Here is a 17,006-nt window from a genome sequence, read left to right on the forward strand (position 1 = left end):
AGCCACATCTATTGGATGTGACTCAATAATTGATTATTTATAACAAAGTTCGAGACTTGGCACTATTGCCAGATACAATAAATTTATCTGTTTCTTCGTCAAAAGCTATAGTGAAACTAAATTCATTCATTAAGCTTCCTGTATAATCACTAAGACTTAGTGTAGGACTAACCCAAAACACAACTTCATTTCCATCAACCTTCCAGCCGCTCTCAAAGCCTTTGTGCTTATCTTCAAGACGCTTTCCGATAGTTTGTCCGTTATTACTAATGGTATTTTTCACTAAATCAATAAATTTATTTTGTGTTTTTATTTCCATTTAATTCCTCCATTCATACTAATAATAGCTTTAATAGTATTATATGGTTATGAATAGCAAATTAAAACATTTTTGATGCCTAATCTCTAAAAAAAGCAAAGGAAGCTCTCTCTGACACACTTAATATCTCTTTCTAAAATTAAAGAGCATCATTCCTTATTTGAATGATGCTCCACTAAATTAAACTAAGGATTACCCTTATTTTCCCAACCATTTTTAGAGGTACCATGATTTATTATAATCGCTCTAAATCCTGGTATTCTTTCATGTAAGGACCTTCCTCTGCAACAAATGAATGATACAATGCCTTTACTGCGAAGTTTTTCTCTAAACCCATTTCAGATTTTAGCTTTTTTAATTCATCATGCAACGCTCGATGTTCATTGATAAGCTTTAGCATTGTTGTTTTATTATATTTCATTACATCCGTCCTTTTTGTTTATAACTTGAATAATAACTTTAAAATAGTTAAATTCAGGGGAATTATGTGGAACTGCAAAATCCTCGGGCATCTGATGAAGTTTTATTATTTTTTGACGTGTATCTGGCCATTTAAATGCTTTATCAATAAACGTTTTAAATTTTTTCATGTCAAAGCTCGGGTTATTTGTTGAAGCTATATTACACCATTATCACTCATAATCGCAAGAACAACTTTAAAGATGCAACAGATACTTTAGTACAACATTACTTTATCACGAATATTTCATTTTCTACACTTCCCATTAATACATCACCTATTTTCACTTGATCTGACCATTTAAAATGACATAGGATATATTTCCATATAAAAAGCCTCCATCCTAAGATGAAAGCTTTGTAAGTTAACAAAAGTCTATGGCATAAATTCATGAAAACCTTCTTTAAGAGAACTATTCGTAAAGGTTAAGTTCAATTCGGATAAATCACTTTAATCTTCAACTTTGGGGTACAATCATAAGTTACGCCCCATAACCCTTGATAGGTAAGCATTTCTAGGCTTACCTAAAAATACTGTGCTCATAAAGATAGTCATAGGAAAGGTCAACAAACAAATATTCATGTTCGTTGATGGCGATGGAGAATGTTCTAGTAATTTCCCCTGTTTCAATATCACGGTATAATTCTGAGATTTCCCCACTTTGATCATTCCGCATTTTAATAATTGTTTGGAGGAAGTACGGACGCCAGCTCCAGTTTTTATTAATGGCTCTTGGCTGTACTTCCCAGTTACCATCAATTCGCATAATATTAGGTGTTAATTGGAAACCATCCTCATTACATATATAGAGTCGGAAAGAGTAATTATCCAATAACTCGGCTAGATATTCTAACTGGGATACATTGTCGCTCGTTGGTTTCACACGGTGAACAATTGCCTCTAATTCCTCTCTTAATTTTTTCAGCTGCACATATTGCGCCTCTAGCATTTTCTTTTCAGAAGTAATGAATTGCTGGCATTCCTTTTTAAAACGTTCCTTTAACACATCTTTATCGACAAAGGTCATTGCTGGATTTGCTAGGTACGGACCTTGGTAAAATCTACCGCCGTTTTTCCATGCAAATTGTAGCTGGTACACCGTTTCGATATCTTCAAATAAAAGATTGGCACCAATTTTATAGGCAAGGCTACCAATAGCGGAAATCATGTCCGATTGAGCTGACCAAGAATCATAATTTAAATCACGTGTATTAACCTTTAAAATATGAGGTGCCAATAATGCAATATGCTCTAAATGACTTTCTGCTCCTACTTCCTGCACAGCGGTTTTCACCCCAAAAGTCGTAAAATAACGCAGGGCGTGGTGTAATTTATTTATATCTCCTAAAAAACGGTGCTCTGATACAACCAGTACGATACGGCGTAAATCCTCTTCAGCTATATATTGTTGGATAATATTAAAATGACTTTCACCAAAATCTTGCATTAATAAATTTGGATTACTTGGAATGTAAATATCTATATCAGATGCAATCTCATCAATTTTGGCTAATGCCGCATGTAAAATTTTATGCTCCATATCAATTCGATATTCTTCTGGAATATCTTCATTATTGACGAAATCCTTTAAATTAATTTGTTGCCCTTCAATTTGGAGATGTCCGGAAATTTCGTAGGCAATCACCGTATGCGCGTCTGCACTAAATATCGGTTGATAATACCCATGTATTTGATCTAAATTTGTTAACACTTCAATTGCATCCATCATCGAAACCTCCATTATGAATAACTTCTTATTTGTTATTCAAAAATAACATTATATAGTGCATTAATAGCTTAAAAAATGCTCTCTGACTGTATAATAAGTGGTTTAAAGTAAAATCGCAACTTCACTTATCTTAATTTATGGAAAATCTCACCTAAATTTTTGCCTTTTCTTCACTCTAACCAGTGTTTGATTTTCACCATTTCTAACGACTTTCAGACAGCATAGGTTGCTTTCTCTACTATCTGATCATTTTTAACCAGTAAAACATTTTTTCAAGGGTGTACTCTCACTATAACGTATGCAATATACCGCGGAAACAGCCATGACAATACATGATAATAACCCTATCTACACTAAATAAATCAGTCATTTACCCAGCAATTTAGGACAATTTTATGTTGTTTCACCCTTCAATACTTATTGTAAAAAAAACTCTATGTCCAATAGCCCGTCTGCTCGAAAAATCTAAACAGTCTGTCGCCCAGAAGTCAGAGATGAAAAAAAGCAGCATTCCAAATTGGAGTGCTGCTCATCATTATTCAGACAGGAAGAAATACCAAATGATTGCTAGTACCATTAAAGATAACAGAACAGCTATGGTTACGCGAAGTGGTGAAATTGGCGCATTACCGCCTACTCGCCCCGTTTGTCCGTTCACCATAAAGCGATAAATCTTTTCCTTATAGCGGAAGGAGGATAGCCAAATCGGTAACATTAAATATTTGTATGTAATATCATCATGATTTGTGGAAAAGCGTAAATTTGATACTACATCCGCACGATTTTCCCAACGAATTTTGGACGTAATTTGTGCATGGAGATAATCATGGATTTCATTTTTTGCTTGGCTCCATCCATCCTGCAAGCCAATACTGTAACGCTCTGATAAAAATCCAGCTACATATTCTGGTTTATAGGCTTTATTATTTAAAAGATTAAAAGGTTCAATCTTGCGCATCATGTCTCGATCATATCGGGTCGTTGCACTGACTAAGTGATCATCGATAAACTCCTGATAAAAGCCACTTGTTGAATACCAATCGGTTTCCGTGTGCGTTTTTCCATCTTTATCAGTAACCGTTCGATGACGTCCATATCTAGCAGAATATCTAGAGCTTGTTTTGGAGTCAAATGTCCAATATGGAAGGTATACTCCTTTAAAAGCATCGGGTCTTGCACTAGTTTTAGCAGCTTTCGGTGTAAACCATCTGCCTTTAATCCATTTTTGAAAATGTTCTCCTGCTTGCTTATCTGTTACTTCAAAAGCACATACCCCATTCGGCGCAAGTGTATTTTCAGCGCTAGCCTCCATAACCTGATTGGAACCACAGTAAGGGCAACTATCTGCAACCTGCAGAGCATCATATATCGTTTCAGCTGCACAGGCTTTACAAATGACCGTTTTTTTCTCCACGCCCCAATTGAAATTCCCACGTTCTTCTGCGTTGAAGAAGTCCATTTCCTGGGCAACTTTTTGTTCCTCCTGATCAGGCGTTGCTATTTCAGTCTCAAAGCCACAATACGGACAAGTCAGTTTACCCGTGGAAGGATTAAATTCAATTGATGCGCTACATGACGGACATTCCGCATCAAAGTCAAGCTGCACTTGTTTGACATTTTCAACATCTTGCGTTGACATCAGTCATCATCTCCTTACTTGACGTCATTCTCATCAAAAACATCGCCGCATTCTGGACAGAATTTAGGCGGATTCACTGGGTCCTCTGGTGTCCATCCACATTTATCACATACATAAAGTAAAGCGCCAGCTGGTTTTTTTGCCCCACACTCACTACAGAATTTACCTTTATTGACCGCACCACAGGTACATGCCCAGCCTTCTTCCACTGGTTTTGCCGCACCACACTCTGAACAGAATTTCCCCGTGTTTTCATGACCACATGCACAAGTCCATGTATCCGTTGCTTTCGTTGCTTGATTTTGAGCCATTTGGGCTTGCTTATTTTGCTCATTTATTTGATAAAGCTGACTAGCATTGACGCCACCAGCTTGTGCGGCCATATTCATGCCCATAAATCCTGCCATCGCACCGCCCTCATTGTTAGCAGCTGCAATCATAGCCTCTGCCTGCGCACCCGTTAAATGGGCAGCTGCCATGCCTGGATCACGCATAACGGCACTACGTTGTAGCTGTTTAATCATGGCTTCATCTTCATCAGAAGCCTTGAGCGTACTGATACCAAATGACACAACAGCCAAGCCACGTGTTGCAAGCCATTTTTCTGATAATACCTTATTGAGTGCATCTGCTAAAGCAACTGTATGAGCAGGTATTTCACTATAACGAACGCCACTTGCTGAAATTTGCGCGAAAGCAGGCTGTAATGCTGTCATTAATTCCGATTTTAACTGGCTATCAATTGCTACTCTTGTGAATTCATGCTCTACATTGCCACAAACATTTGTATAGAATAATAATGGATCAATAATTTTATATGAATATTCCCCGTGACAGCGAATTGCAATGTCAATATCTAAACCAATATTGCGATCGATGACACGGAATGGAATGGGTGCAGGTGTTCCATATTTGTTCCCTACAATTTCCTTCTTATTAAAATAGTAAACTCGCTGATCTTTCGCAGGCTCTCCTCCAAAAGTGAAACGCTTGCCTATTTGCTTAAACGTTTCCAGAATACCTTGCGACAAATCTGAATCAAACATTATCGATGGTTCTGTTGATGTATCATAAACATATTCTCCAGCCTCTGAAGAAAATTCAACAACTTTCCCCTGCTCAACAATCATCATACATTGCCCTTCATTGATGGCAATAATCGAGCCATTGCTAATGATATTGTCATTGCCTTTATTTGAACCTCGTTTAGAAGTACGTTTCACACCCTTTGTTACAAGAACATCTGCAGATAATGCCTCACAATAGAAATACTCACGCCATTGATCCTCTAAGACGCCTGTTAATGCCCCAACTCCTGCTTTTAATAAACCCATAATTTTTCCCACCTTCATATTAATGTTTAGCTTATTTTATCATCTATCAATACTATGTAATACGCAAAATCAGACAAATTGTTTCATTTTCTTCGTATAATTAAAAAAACGAGCAGCCTCTATGAAATGAATCATAAGAGCTGTCTCGTTACATTTTCTTTATTAGGATAAGGCAGCTATTATAACAAGCACCCATGCGACGATAAATAACATTCCGCCAATTGGTGTAATCGCCCCTAGCTTTTTCACACCTGTCACGGCAAGCACATATAAGCTACCAGAAAAGAAAACAATCCCTGTAAACATCAAATATACTGCCCAAGAAAGCAGACTAGAGCTTCCTAAAAGTGCCTCATTAGAGAGAATACCTAGCCCCATAATCCCTAAAGCATGATACATCTGATATTGCACAGCCGTTTCCCAAATCGCTGCATAATGCGGTGAAGCAAACTTATCCTTCAGTGCATGTGCCCCGAAAGCACCTAAAATAACACCAAGACCTGCCAAAATCGCACCTAACACTAAAAACATTTCCATCTGTTGCTCTCCTATTTTGCCTCAACAGCAATTTCTTTATATTTGGCATCCCAAGCAGGATCAATTTTACTTAAAGAGACCGGGCGCAATGTATCCTTATGCGCAAGAATATGTACGGATTGAGCTGTGGCTGCCACCGTGCCATCCTCATGTAAAATTTCATAGCCATAGGTTGTTCGTAAACGATCATGCTTCTCCAACCAAGTACGCACTGTCGCTACTTGTCCATAATGCATGGCTGCCTTATACGAAATCGATAAATCCATTACTGGCGAAACATAGCCATCTTTTTCTAAAGCAGCATACTCAAAACCTACATCATTTACCAGCTGCGAACGCCCAATCTCCAACCAAATGATATAGTTTGCATGGTACACCACGCCCATTTGGTCGGTCTCCGCATATCGAATCTCAATCTGTTTTTCACTCACAAACATTTTCTTCACCTCGTCCTACATTATAGCGTAAAAGTATTGATTTGGTGGGGTTTTTGCTCTATGGAAATTGGAACGTTGAAAAATAGAGGGAAGCATTTCTTAAATATCTAAAATATATATGGATTTTTCTAATATGAAATATAATTCATATAAACACTGGGGTACCTCTTTATGATTAATAAATAAACATGCACGAGCAGTTACACTAATCTGTATTTACACACAGTAGGTTACTCATTTCATTCAAATAAGTGACCTATTTATTATTTATAACGTACTGACAACATCAAACAGGATTGATATAGTTTTCTTTTATTACCAACATTCTATATGGAAAGACGAAGTTAATTTGAATATACAAGAACAAATAAGAGTTTATTTATAGCCAGCTGGTAAACAGGTTATTTCGTTTGTTGAAGAAGATATAGATATTTTGTCAGCTCATATTGAGCATGATGAACAGATAATATCTGCAACAACAGGTTCAAAAAAGTTAACTTATTTTTTATTCTTGTTAACTACTAAAAGATTGCTTACATTGGAAAAAGATAAAAAAGTAAAATCTTTTATTTCTTATGATGTAAATGCTATTAGTAACTAGTCGTTAACAGAAAGATTTTTGCTGTAGAAGTTGATTTCACCTATTTAAAGAATGAGATTAAACTCAAACTAACTAATGATAATGCAACCAAACCTTTCGCGAATGAACTTGAAAATATCTTCGGCATTCCAGAAAAAACAATACCTCAAAAGAAAGAAAAAGCACCTAAAGCAATCAAACTAAACATGACCATCCTGAATGGAAAAGAACAGATAAAAGAAAGTTGTTTTAATACAAACCAAACAAGGCTATGTAAATATTGCTGTCGACTACAAAGAACCAGAAACCTTCAAGTTAATTAAATGGGAACGTGTAGAAAATGTCCAAAAGAGTACTTCAAGTATAGTTGGCTGGACAGTAATCGGAAGTAAATTCGGTAATGCGGGAGCTATAGCTGGAGCAATGGGAGCTAATATCGGGAAAGATAAATCGGTAGCTACCCTATTTTTAAAACGAGAAAACGGAGAGAAAGTGCCTTTAGAGATGGTGATGGATTAGCTTGTGATAAATAACAAAAGAAAGTCACTCATTATTTTAAATGGGTGACTTCTTATCTTGTTTATATAAAACTGTTCTGTTCTTGGCTACTTTAGTTTCAGTTCCATGATACTTTTAAACTCTTATCCCCTGTTTGTGAAACAGTTAAATTAAAATCAGTATTTCCTTTATTAATTGCCATAAATAATTTCCTCCTTGTGTTGTTTAATTGGTACATCTTAATAATAGACTTCCCACAATGTTCAAAATTATGTAAAATATACATAATTATTCTAGTTAATATCTATCAAAACTCTATATAAACAAATAAAAAACCAGGTACTCTGTTGAGCACCTGGCTATTTCTTTGAGTGATTTACTAAGCTTGAACCATATTCTAGTATAATAAGTTTACATAACATGGTAATATTGATATAATTTAATAGTACTAACAACATATACAAAGGAGACTATTTTACATGAAAAAACCTTTCTACAAAAAATGGTGGTTTATTTTAATTGTTGCCATCATTGTAATCGGCGCCATTGGTAATATGGCAGGAGGCAATGATACAACAAAGGAGAAGGATTCTAAAGATAAAGTTGAGACTTCTGCAAAAGCGCCAGAAAATAAAGATTCATCAAAAGATGATGAAAAAGCTAAAGAAAAAGAAGAGATTGCCGTAATTGATACTCCTTTAGAAGTTGGAGATGCAGTGTTTACTCTAAATGGAGTTAGTTTAACAGATCAAGTAGGGCCTTCTGTATTACCTACAAAAGCAAGTGGTACATATGTTGTGTTAGATGTTACTTACAAAAACAATGGAAATAAAGCTGTAACAATTGATGCTAGTTTCTTCAAATTAAAACGTGGTGAAAAAACATATGAATCCGATAGTGTTGCTAGCATGTCAGCAAACCAAGGTGAAGATGGTAACATTCAAAATAGCTTCTTCTTACAAGAAGTAAACCCTGACATGGAGATTAAAGGTAAAGTTGTATTTGACCTTGCTCCAGAAGTAGCAGAAGCAACTGATTTACAACTGCAAGTACAAACGGGTATTTTCGGTACTGAAACAGGTATGATTAATCTAAGACATTATTAAAGTCACTCAAATGAGTGGCTTTTTTTAGTTCATATTTAGCTTTTATCTACAATTCTTCCACTAGCAGTCCATTCGTACTCACCTTCACCAGACATTATATGTCGTAATTTTAATAATTCTTCAATTACTATATCTAAACTCTCGACTTTATTAAAACCAAGTGTAACAGGAGCATCATTTAAATTTAATATTTTAGTAGCTTCTAATTTCGTTCAAACAGGTTCTAGGTCAATTTTAGTAAACTGAATAGCTCCAGAATCTCTCTCCTTAACCCTCAAACAAGAGTGCTTTTCTATAAAAATTATAGAATATCTTTTGATATTATTACGCGATTACCCTTACAATATTTTTTGTTTACTTCTGAAATTCAGTTAACATTAAATAGTCCATTAATTATATCTGTAATACTATAAAAAATAATTGCAGACATAGTTAAAGAGCAGAGCATAACATATTGGATATAGGTGGGTTCATAAGTTGATAAAAAATACCTGCTACCAATCATTGATTATTGGCTAACCACACATCGGCGTATTGTTCTAGCTCTTGTATGTTGTTTAATTCCATCTTTCCTCATCCTTTCGAATACATAATAAAAAGCCTCCATCCTAAGATGAAAGCTTTGACATTGTGATAACCCTATTGTCGAGAGCTCATTTGCGACTCGTGGTAGAACACACCACATTATTTTGTAGCAAATTGTATTGGGTGCTTTTCCGGGCATTTTGTTGCTGTAGTAAGTTTAACTGAAATAAATGGAAAGTGGAGGAAGTTCATTTATAAACCATTCCTTTATTTATCTCCATATGAAACTTTGAATTGATGCATATGTTAAAAAGAAAAATACTCCTATTAGAAACAAACCATAAGCTTTTCTCTTACTTTGAAATTCTCTAATTCCTAAGGTTAACATAGATAAACCCAAAAAGAATATCATTAGGAAATTCAGCTGGTAATCACGTGTAATAAGTCCATAAGTTGAAAGAGATATTGCTATGATAGCAAAGGCAATTGGTAAAATTTTCAGCATAACCTTCTACACCTCTTTAAATTTCATATTTATTTATCATACTACAAAAAAGAGTAAATGCAAATAAATGTAAATTAATTACCTTTTATATTAATTAATAAACCTAATCTCTTAAAAATATAGATCGACCGTGTATGTCATGCTCCGAACGAATTTGCTCAGCGATGATCGGTCCTCGATCTATCTTTCCCTAATATTTAGGTTTTGATAAATACCAAGAGAGGAAAACCTTACCTCACCGACCTACCTCCGATTGTACATTATTATTTTCAACTCCCCTAATGTCGAGGAGATTTATGGAAATAAAAAAAGACCAGGTACTCATGTGAGCGCCTGAACTTGATTAATAACTTGCTGTTGATAATTATGTTGGTTATTTGATGGGTATTAATTCAAATCATTTTAAGAGATTAGAATATAATACTAAACAAACTATAAAGGAGGAATCTAGAAATGTTTAGTAGGCATACACAAACGAGCTGTTGTCAAAGTGAAGCGAACTACTTCCCTAAAATTGTTGCTACTCCTGGCCCCGTTGCACCTGTCACTCCTGGCGTATTAGGTTATGGGTCCCTGCGAGGAGATACATTAGATTTTTTATCGCCTGTATCGACACCCGTTACATTTGAGCAAGTGGGCCCTTTATCTAATGTAACTGTCAGCCCATCTGGAAATGAATTAGTAGTGCAAAACAATGGCGTATATCAAATTACTATTTCAATAAATGCACAAGCAACAGCATTACCCGATCCAGATCAACCGTATTTCACTGTCAGCATTACCGTAAATGGACTACCTATTTTTTTAGAAGGAATAGCTATTTTTAATGTACTAAATAGAAGTAGTTCAAGCTACATTGTCCAAGCTACTTTATCTGCCGGAGACTTAGTAGGAGTAAGTGCCTCGTCGGATTCTCTAGTCGCTGGTTACGCCAGTCGTTCGTTAACCGTTATTCAAATAGGTGGTTAAAAAGCATTAAGGTAATTGACCTTTGCTGTTAAACACTACGATGTGCAATGTTAATTCCCTTCAAAATCACTGCCGGTAAGTGTACCAACAGCGAATTTATCTAGATGTGATTTATCGTTGGGCTTTTTATCTACTGCGATTATAGTTGGCTTGTTTGTGAATTGCATTATGACATCATCCTTTTCTGTTGGTATTTCAGATTTCCGCTGGCTTCATCGATGCCTTTAATTCATTTCAAAAAACGATTCCAACGATCTTCATTTAAAATTCATTGCGGACAATACGTGCCGTTCCAACCCTGGTGCTTCTTCACTTACTTAATACCCCAACCGAATTGTTTTAAATGTTTCGCAATGTGTTGAACAGCGTTTTCCTCTGCAACTCGATAACGTAATCCACTACTTTTGCTGTGACAAATTTTGATATCAATAGAAAGCCAGTTTCCTTTCTTTATCGCATTAGGATCAGTACTACCCCCACAATGCCAAACATTTCGATTAAAAGGTATAGCCTGAATGCTTTCTTTATCATCCACAGTAACATGATAAGACACCTGATTGTTGTTGCTAATCCTATATGAAATCTCATTAGCTGTGTGGCCTTGTTGCGTATAGTGATAAATTGAGGCGCCATTGTGTATGGTGCCTTGATTGGATATTTGTTTATTGGTAGCAAGGACTGCTTAAAGCATATGTCATTTCGCTTTTTTCTTCTTTGTATTGAATATCTCTAATGCTCTCTTAACTGGTACATACATATTCACACCGAGTTTTGCTGAAATTTCGCCTAAGCTAACTAGTTCGTTTAAGATAAACATTACTACAACAGCATCTGGAATAATCTGTCCAATTGTAAATCCTTGATCTTGCAGTACTAAATAGATGAGATTAGCTACGATTCAAACCAACATCATGCTTTTTTTGATGATGCCTTGATACCGACGCTTACTGTTAATCGTTCCCCAGTTAGCTGCCATTCCAGATAAAATCGATTGCATTTAAAATAAAATGTACTGTCATAAACCTCAGCCGCCTACTGTGCTAAGTAAACTTAAATGTTTGTTCCATTTATCTACAATCTTTGCCCTTTTTGAAAGTAAAAAGCCATGAGGCAAATCGAGAATATTGTGTACCGTTGCCCATCTCCATTAATAATCATAGCGCATAATAAAAGCCCTCCATGTTTGTGGAAGGCTAAAGAATATCCATACCGCCTGTTACTAATCAATATGTACAAAAGAACATCACTTCTTTTTCAAAAATATTTAAAGGTTAATCTTCTTCCATTTACGAATTTTGGTTCTAAAGTTTGTAAATGGAGCAACTGAATTAATGTGAACCCATTTCCAAACAGGCCAATTAGCTTGTGTTTTTGCCCATCGTCTTTGGTCAACCTCAAATAATTCCTTCTCAGATAGAATATTTAACCACTCACATAAATTAGTGACCGCTTCATCAAGCATTGATTGTTGTTCTTTCAAAGAGTACGCTCCATATTGTTCATAAAAAGAATTGTACAATCCACCTAGATTATTCCACTTATAGCCTTCTGCTGGCGTGTGTACTTCTTCTCCCTGTTGTTCTTTTTGCTCCCAGTGAAGCAAAAGATTTATCCATCCAAGTTGATAAGAAAGGTTTTCGGATGGAGTTTTATCCACTTCCTCAATCCGTTTGTTTTTCAAGACTTCTGGTATATCATTAAATTCTGCAATATATTTTTTATACTTGTCGTTAATCGTACTAATCAATTCTTCCTTGTTTGCATACTGCCTCACTTTACTCCCCTCTCTTCCATTTATTAGTTCAGCAAAATTGAATGATTTCCTTCTAAAAAATGAAATTTAAAATAATGCTTACCTATCTGTTTGAGTGGCAGATAATGACAGTACACTCAATTATGTTGTGTTTATTCAATGATAGCCCCACTATATTCACAAAATTAGTGATCATTTGTCTACAATCTATAATTGCTAATTCGCTCTTTAAAGACTTGTAAATCTTCTTTCGTTATTGGAGAGATTGTAATAATTTGAATTAAATCAATTTGCATTAGGTTCATTCGTGACTTCCATAGATATATATTTTATTTCACCATTCTTTTCATAAGCAAAAATTAAATACTTCTCTATGATCGTGCTCGTTTTTTCCTTTGCCTCTCCACCAATTATAGCACCTAATGAACCAAAAAGATTATTCCCTGCTATAGCTTTACCAGCATCACTTACCCAACTTTTTTGAATTTCAACATCTGTTTTTATTAGAATATCAATCACTTTATTTATATTTAATTCAATTGTGGCTTGACTTCTTTCAAACACGATTTTATCTTTGCATCTGTAAACAAATATCTCAGCACCTTCGGCAACTGGTAATCCAGCCATATGTTTTACTTTAATACATAGATCTGCATTGAATAGCTGTTGTCGAGATTTAGAACCAAGTACTTTACTCTCTGCCTCGAACTGTTGTTTCTTTTTCGCAGCTTCTCTTTGTTTACGTGCTTCTATAGCTTCAGCGCTATAGGCTCGTTTATAAAGTTTAATTAGAAATCCCTCAAATAAAACAATAAGTACCAATAAAATGATAGAAACTAGATAGTCAGCACCTTCATATCCTTTGCTATTTAAAAACATGTTAGTTAAGCCGTACAAGAAATAAAATCCAACTAATGTAATAGCTATTAGATGAAGAACTTTTTTCACCAATATCCCTCCTCCTATATAAATATACATATATAATGAATGGGATTCTATTACAATTTTTAAATTGCTACTTTTATCGACTCATGCACCGTATTATCATGGCTAAAGCTTTTCAGTGCCAATAGCTTTTGACTATAAACTTGTGGTATGTGGTGGTGTGAGAATCATAGATATTTTAATAAAGAAACTCATCTTAGGTTCAAACTATTTAATACTAGAATGCTTAGGCCAACCTGGCTAGGCTCTTAGATTTCTTATTAACTTCTAAAATATTTTTTCGATGCAGTCATGTTGCCCATGTTGAATGCCAAAAACTTTAAGAAAGCTTAGTTTATTGATTTGACCCTCCCCTTACAGGATGCTTTATATTTAAAGTAATTTATAAGGAGGTGATTGTTATGCTGACCATTGGTGAATTTTCGAAAATATCTCATCTTACACTGAAAACGCTTCGCTACTACGATGAAATCGGACTTTTAAAGCCTGCTTTTGTTGATGCTAGAAATAACTATCGTTATTACAATGTTCCTCAATTAGAAACTGCTTTATCCATCTCGCGATTGAAAAACTATTTATTTTCTTTAGAAGAAATCAAATTTATTTTAACTAATTGGGATGATACCGAACTTCTTAGTTCTAAATTGAAAACAAAACAAGAAATTCTTACACAACAACTTACATTTTATGCTTCATTGTTAAATGAATTAAAACTTGATATTCATGAGCTTGATAAAAAGGGAAGTATCATGGGCTATTTAAATGAGATTGAGATTAAACTTGTGGATCACTTACCATATGATATCTTATCTCAGCGAAAGACAATAAATACCGATGATTTTCTAAAACACTTTAATGAGTTGTTTAGTAAAATTATGTTCAATAATTTATTACCTAGTGCAAAACCACTTGCTATTTTCCATAGTGCCGAATATGAACCTGATAATTATGATGTAGAAATGGCCATACCACTTACAACCGCCACGAATGAAACAAGATTATTTAATCCTGGTCTTTGTGCAATGGCTACGCTTATTGGTTCTTATGATAAACTACCTTCCATCCATACAAAACTACATGTTTGGATAACCGAACATAACTATAAACTAAATGGTGCACCGTTCGAAGTTTATCAAACAGATCCCTATAGTACACAAGAGGATAATAATATCACAGACGTATTTTTTCCTATTAAATATAAATAACAAAGGAGTGTCTTACTTTGTACGGTATAAATAATTCTACGATAAAAGAAAAAATCTTCATTTTAGTTGCTGAGATTATCTATTTAGTTATTGCATATTATTTACTTTTCAATACATATGGAAAATCTGCCATTTCTCTAGGGCTTTATATTGCTTTAATTATTACAGCTTTGCGATTAACAGCTATGATGTTTATTTGGTTACCTAGAGGTATTGCAATGCAGGAAGCTATCATGAACAGTATAGCCTTTGGGATTTATTATTTGGGCTTTCCCATTTTAATGATTACGAGCAAACAGGATCCAAACATAACAATGCTAATTGTAGGCTGGCTATTATTTTTAGGAGGAAGTATATTAAACACAGTTTCAGAATTACTTAGAAAACCTTTCAAAGACAATCCTGAAAACAAAGGTAAGCTCTATACGGGAGGTTTATTTAAATATGCGATTCATATTAATTACCTCGGAGACTGCCTTTGGGTACTAGGCTTAGCACTAATCTCAAACAATATTTATAGTTTGCTTATCCCTCTTAGTTTATTCTTCGTATTTGTTTTTGGCTATATCCCAAAATCAGATAATTACTTACAAAATAAGTACGGAGAACAATTTACAATATATAAACAAAAAACTAAAAAGCTAATCCCTTTCATTTGGTAAATAAAAAACATCAGGTTCACCTATTATAGGGTGATCTCAGACTGTCGACTTAAGGAATCGAAAAGTTCACCCTCGATTCCTTTTATCTTCTTTCATTATGTTTAAATATGATAATATACCACCCAATAAAACAGACTCTTCAAGCAAAAGAACTCTTTTAAACAACTTGCCTAGCCAATTTCTTTAAATTCATGGCAGCAAAAATAAGCATCGCCTACCTGGACAATTTATTAAGACCTCTTAAGCTTGTCCATCATATTCCACACTTTTCCTTTGCATCCACAAAGACACGCTCAATACTTTCTTTATTGGATGTCATAGGAAAAGGGCGTACATTTCGAACATGTGGTTGAGCGATAAAATAAATGGCTTGATCACAAACTTAGCATTAACTTCTCGTGCTATAAATTTGTAATAAACCTTAATATGAGAACAATAAAGAGCGTGTTTTGAAAATAAAAACTGTCCAAAACACGCTCTTACTATATGTAGAAGTTTGAAGCCCTTGTTGTACTAAAGCACCTATTAGTTGAGCAAGTAATCTATCTATAATCTTTAATGCCATCTTCAAAAGCCTGTCTATCTCCATTCTCAATTCCGTGCAATGCCTCTTGTAAAGCAAATGTACTTTTATAAAATTTAACCCGTTCAAATATTTCATCACCGTTAGGATATAGGTTAATACACATATCCAAAAAATCCTCGCCATAGCTAGAGAGTATTCCAGCAAAGTCATACGCTGGATCTCCTAAACCCGAACCACCAAAGTCTATTATCCCTGAAATCATACTTGTTTCTGGATTCCATAATATGTTAGATGCTCCAAAATCTCCGTGTATAAATGTTATATCTAAATTTGAGAATGCCTTCCCTAGAAACGTTTCAAAAGATTGTGAAATTTCCTTTTGAGCGTCGCTTCTGATAAAAGGAAATACATTATTTTGAATCTTATCATACAGGCTATACATCTCTTCAAGTGGGTTACGAACCTTTAGTTTCAAATCTCGACTTGCTTTTTCCCCTGAAATAGAGTGGAGTTCTACAAGAAAAGAAACAAGTTGTTTGGCCAACCCCTTAACCAATTCAACACTATTAACACCTGTTAAGCTCTCCTTCCACAAAGGAACACCATCTATTAGGTTATAGCCGGTGAAGACTTTACCTGGTTTTAACTCTTCAAAAGACTGATAAATTGGATTCGGAATAGGGGTTGAGATGATACCTTTAATGTATTTTAAAATTTCCGTCTCTCTTCTTAATTGATTGATTCCATTTTTATATTTTGGAAATCTAAAAACCAAAGATTTGTTTACAATGAACACATCATTATTCTGTCCAATTTCATTAGGATAAAAGTCTTCAATGGAAAGGTCAGAATAAAGCGACTGAATGATTTCAATAAAGTTATTATTCATTTAGCAATACCCCCTTTCGATCACTTTCTATTGTGTTGATCCCCAAATGCTTGTTGAACTAATTACCCGTTTGTTTAACTACATGAAGCGTTCCTAAATGTAATTACCAATACTCATTGTTTTTATGATTTTTTAAATAAACATATTCTTCATTTTTAATTTTTGTCCAATTACTAATAGCATTCAAAACCAGCATAAATATTCCAAATAAAATAAACCCTATCATGTAATGGCCTAAGAAAAATAACACAAACGCTGCAACCAATAATAATATCATGAATACTATGACCAAGACTTGTAATTTCCCACTTTTCTTATCATTCATACAATCCCCCTATCAAACCAATTTTTTATTATGATTTATATGGTTTATTTTACCATGTTTTTA

General features: G+C 34.7%; 18 protein-coding genes. 4 read left to right on the forward strand and 14 right to left on the reverse strand.

The window, feature by feature from the left end:
• Nucleotides 1-37 precede the first annotated feature (37 nt).
• The 7 genes from CRI88_RS13130 to CRI88_RS13165 form a co-directional block, all read right to left on the reverse strand.
• Nucleotides 38-319: a hypothetical protein gene (locus CRI88_RS13130; RefSeq protein WP_036117048.1), complete on the reverse strand. Its 282-nt coding sequence runs from the start codon at nucleotides 317-319 to the stop codon at nucleotides 38-40.
• A gap of 235 nt (nucleotides 320-554) precedes the next feature.
• On the reverse strand, nucleotides 555-740 hold the full coding sequence (locus tag CRI88_RS13135) for a hypothetical protein (protein WP_058843670.1): 186 nt from the start codon (nucleotides 738-740) through the stop codon (nucleotides 555-557).
• Nucleotides 741-1,299: 559 nt separating this feature from the next.
• Nucleotides 1,300-2,505 carry an EAL-associated domain-containing protein gene (locus CRI88_RS13145; protein WP_036117053.1) on the reverse strand — a complete coding sequence of 402 codons (1,206 nt, stop codon included), beginning with the start codon at nucleotides 2,503-2,505 and terminating at the stop codon, nucleotides 1,300-1,302.
• Between the two features lie 538 nt (nucleotides 2,506-3,043).
• A complete protein-coding gene (locus tag CRI88_RS13150; protein WP_101966716.1) occupies nucleotides 3,044-4,147 on the reverse strand; it encodes a TFIIB-type zinc ribbon-containing protein in 1,104 nt (367 codons plus the stop codon).
• Nucleotides 4,148-4,161: 14 nt separating this feature from the next.
• Nucleotides 4,162-5,481, reverse strand: coding sequence for an SPFH domain-containing protein (locus tag CRI88_RS13155; RefSeq protein ID WP_101966717.1), 1,320 nt, complete (start codon nucleotides 5,479-5,481; stop codon nucleotides 4,162-4,164).
• A 162-nt stretch (nucleotides 5,482-5,643) separates the two neighbouring features.
• A complete protein-coding gene (locus tag CRI88_RS13160; RefSeq protein WP_089932718.1) occupies nucleotides 5,644-6,018 on the reverse strand; it encodes a DUF423 domain-containing protein in 375 nt (124 codons plus the stop codon).
• Between the two features lie 11 nt (nucleotides 6,019-6,029).
• On the reverse strand, nucleotides 6,030-6,455 hold the full coding sequence (locus CRI88_RS13165) for an acyl-CoA thioesterase (protein ID WP_089932714.1): 426 nt from the start codon (nucleotides 6,453-6,455) through the stop codon (nucleotides 6,030-6,032).
• A 1,557-nt stretch (nucleotides 6,456-8,012) separates the two neighbouring features.
• Here CRI88_RS13165 and CRI88_RS13170 point away from each other — a divergent pair.
• Nucleotides 8,013-8,639 carry a DUF4352 domain-containing protein gene (locus CRI88_RS13170; protein WP_036117064.1) on the forward strand — a complete coding sequence of 209 codons (627 nt, stop codon included), beginning with the start codon at nucleotides 8,013-8,015 and terminating at the stop codon, nucleotides 8,637-8,639.
• 796 nt (nucleotides 8,640-9,435) lie between these two features.
• Here the strand turns inward: CRI88_RS13170 and CRI88_RS13175 are convergent.
• Nucleotides 9,436-9,669 carry a DUF3953 domain-containing protein gene (locus tag CRI88_RS13175; RefSeq protein ID WP_101966718.1) on the reverse strand — a complete coding sequence of 78 codons (234 nt, stop codon included), beginning with the start codon at nucleotides 9,667-9,669 and terminating at the stop codon, nucleotides 9,436-9,438.
• Between the two features lie 453 nt (nucleotides 9,670-10,122).
• Between CRI88_RS13175 and CRI88_RS13180 the strand changes: the two genes are divergently transcribed.
• A complete protein-coding gene (locus CRI88_RS13180; protein ID WP_036117068.1) occupies nucleotides 10,123-10,638 on the forward strand; it encodes a hypothetical protein in 516 nt (171 codons plus the stop codon).
• Between the two features lie 313 nt (nucleotides 10,639-10,951).
• Here the strand turns inward: CRI88_RS13180 and CRI88_RS22935 are convergent, their stop codons facing one another.
• The 4 genes from CRI88_RS22935 to CRI88_RS13195 form a co-directional block, all read right to left on the reverse strand.
• Nucleotides 10,952-11,296 carry an N-acetylmuramoyl-L-alanine amidase gene (locus CRI88_RS22935; protein WP_308302777.1) on the reverse strand — a complete coding sequence of 115 codons (345 nt, stop codon included), beginning with the start codon at nucleotides 11,294-11,296 and terminating at the stop codon, nucleotides 10,952-10,954.
• A 36-nt stretch (nucleotides 11,297-11,332) separates the two neighbouring features.
• Nucleotides 11,333-11,536, reverse strand: a complete 204-nt coding sequence (locus tag CRI88_RS23220; protein WP_139149515.1) for a phage holin family protein — start codon at nucleotides 11,534-11,536, stop codon at nucleotides 11,333-11,335.
• Nucleotides 11,537-11,902: 366 nt separating this feature from the next.
• Nucleotides 11,903-12,412 (reverse strand): ClbS/DfsB family four-helix bundle protein, encoded by a 510-nt coding sequence (locus CRI88_RS13190; protein WP_036117070.1) that lies wholly within the window; start codon nucleotides 12,410-12,412, stop codon nucleotides 11,903-11,905.
• Between the two features lie 264 nt (nucleotides 12,413-12,676).
• On the reverse strand, nucleotides 12,677-13,339 hold the full coding sequence (locus CRI88_RS13195) for a hypothetical protein (RefSeq protein ID WP_145991316.1): 663 nt from the start codon (nucleotides 13,337-13,339) through the stop codon (nucleotides 12,677-12,679).
• Nucleotides 13,340-13,737: 398 nt separating this feature from the next.
• On the opposite strand from CRI88_RS13195, the gene CRI88_RS13200 reads away from it, so the two are divergent.
• Both CRI88_RS13200 and CRI88_RS13205 read left to right on the forward strand, forming a co-directional pair.
• Entirely contained in the window at nucleotides 13,738-14,541 is an 804-nt protein-coding gene (locus CRI88_RS13200) for a MerR family transcriptional regulator (protein WP_036117073.1), read from the forward strand.
• Nucleotides 14,542-14,558: 17 nt separating this feature from the next.
• Nucleotides 14,559-15,203, forward strand: coding sequence for a methyltransferase family protein (locus tag CRI88_RS13205; protein WP_058843659.1), 645 nt, complete (start codon nucleotides 14,559-14,561; stop codon nucleotides 15,201-15,203).
• A 542-nt stretch (nucleotides 15,204-15,745) separates the two neighbouring features.
• On the opposite strand, the gene CRI88_RS13210 is transcribed toward CRI88_RS13205, so the two are convergent.
• Nucleotides 15,746-16,618: a phosphotransferase family protein gene (locus CRI88_RS13210; RefSeq protein ID WP_101966720.1), complete on the reverse strand. Its 873-nt coding sequence runs from the start codon at nucleotides 16,616-16,618 to the stop codon at nucleotides 15,746-15,748.
• A 103-nt stretch (nucleotides 16,619-16,721) separates the two neighbouring features.
• Entirely contained in the window at nucleotides 16,722-16,943 is a 222-nt protein-coding gene (locus tag CRI88_RS13215) for a hypothetical protein (RefSeq protein ID WP_101966721.1), read from the reverse strand.
• Nucleotides 16,944-17,006 lie beyond the last annotated feature (63 nt).

It is taken from the genome of Lysinibacillus fusiformis, assembly GCF_002845985.1.
GTDB lineage: Bacteria > Bacillota > Bacilli > Bacillales_A > Planococcaceae > Lysinibacillus > Lysinibacillus fusiformis_D.

Bases quoted from the DNA above. Each gene is read 5' to 3' on its own strand.
- CRI88_RS13130 (WP_036117048.1), bottom strand. From the start codon at position 319: ATGGAAATAAAAACACAAAATAAATTTATTGATTTAGTGAAAAATACC.
- CRI88_RS13135 (WP_058843670.1), bottom strand. From the start codon at position 740: ATGAAATATAATAAAACAACAATGCTAAAGCTTATCAATGAACATCGA.
- CRI88_RS13145 (WP_036117053.1), bottom strand. From the start codon at position 2,505: ATGGATGCAATTGAAGTGTTAACAAATTTAGATCAAATACATGGGTAT.
- CRI88_RS13150 (WP_101966716.1), bottom strand. From the start codon at position 4,147: ATGTCAACGCAAGATGTTGAAAATGTCAAACAAGTGCAGCTTGACTTT.
- CRI88_RS13155 (WP_101966717.1), bottom strand. From the start codon at position 5,481: ATGGGTTTATTAAAAGCAGGAGTTGGGGCATTAACAGGCGTCTTAGAG.
- CRI88_RS13160 (WP_089932718.1), bottom strand. From the start codon at position 6,018: ATGGAAATGTTTTTAGTGTTAGGTGCGATTTTGGCAGGTCTTGGTGTT.
- CRI88_RS13165 (WP_089932714.1), bottom strand. From the start codon at position 6,455: ATGTTTGTGAGTGAAAAACAGATTGAGATTCGATATGCGGAGACCGAC.
- CRI88_RS13170 (WP_036117064.1), top strand. From the start codon at position 8,013: ATGAAAAAACCTTTCTACAAAAAATGGTGGTTTATTTTAATTGTTGCC.
- CRI88_RS13175 (WP_101966718.1), bottom strand. From the start codon at position 9,669: ATGCTGAAAATTTTACCAATTGCCTTTGCTATCATAGCAATATCTCTT.
- CRI88_RS13180 (WP_036117068.1), top strand. From the start codon at position 10,123: ATGTTTAGTAGGCATACACAAACGAGCTGTTGTCAAAGTGAAGCGAAC.
- CRI88_RS13200 (WP_036117073.1), top strand. From the start codon at position 13,738: ATGCTGACCATTGGTGAATTTTCGAAAATATCTCATCTTACACTGAAA.
- CRI88_RS13210 (WP_101966720.1), bottom strand. From the start codon at position 16,618: ATGAATAATAACTTTATTGAAATCATTCAGTCGCTTTATTCTGACCTT.
- CRI88_RS13215 (WP_101966721.1), bottom strand. From the start codon at position 16,943: ATGAATGATAAGAAAAGTGGGAAATTACAAGTCTTGGTCATAGTATTC.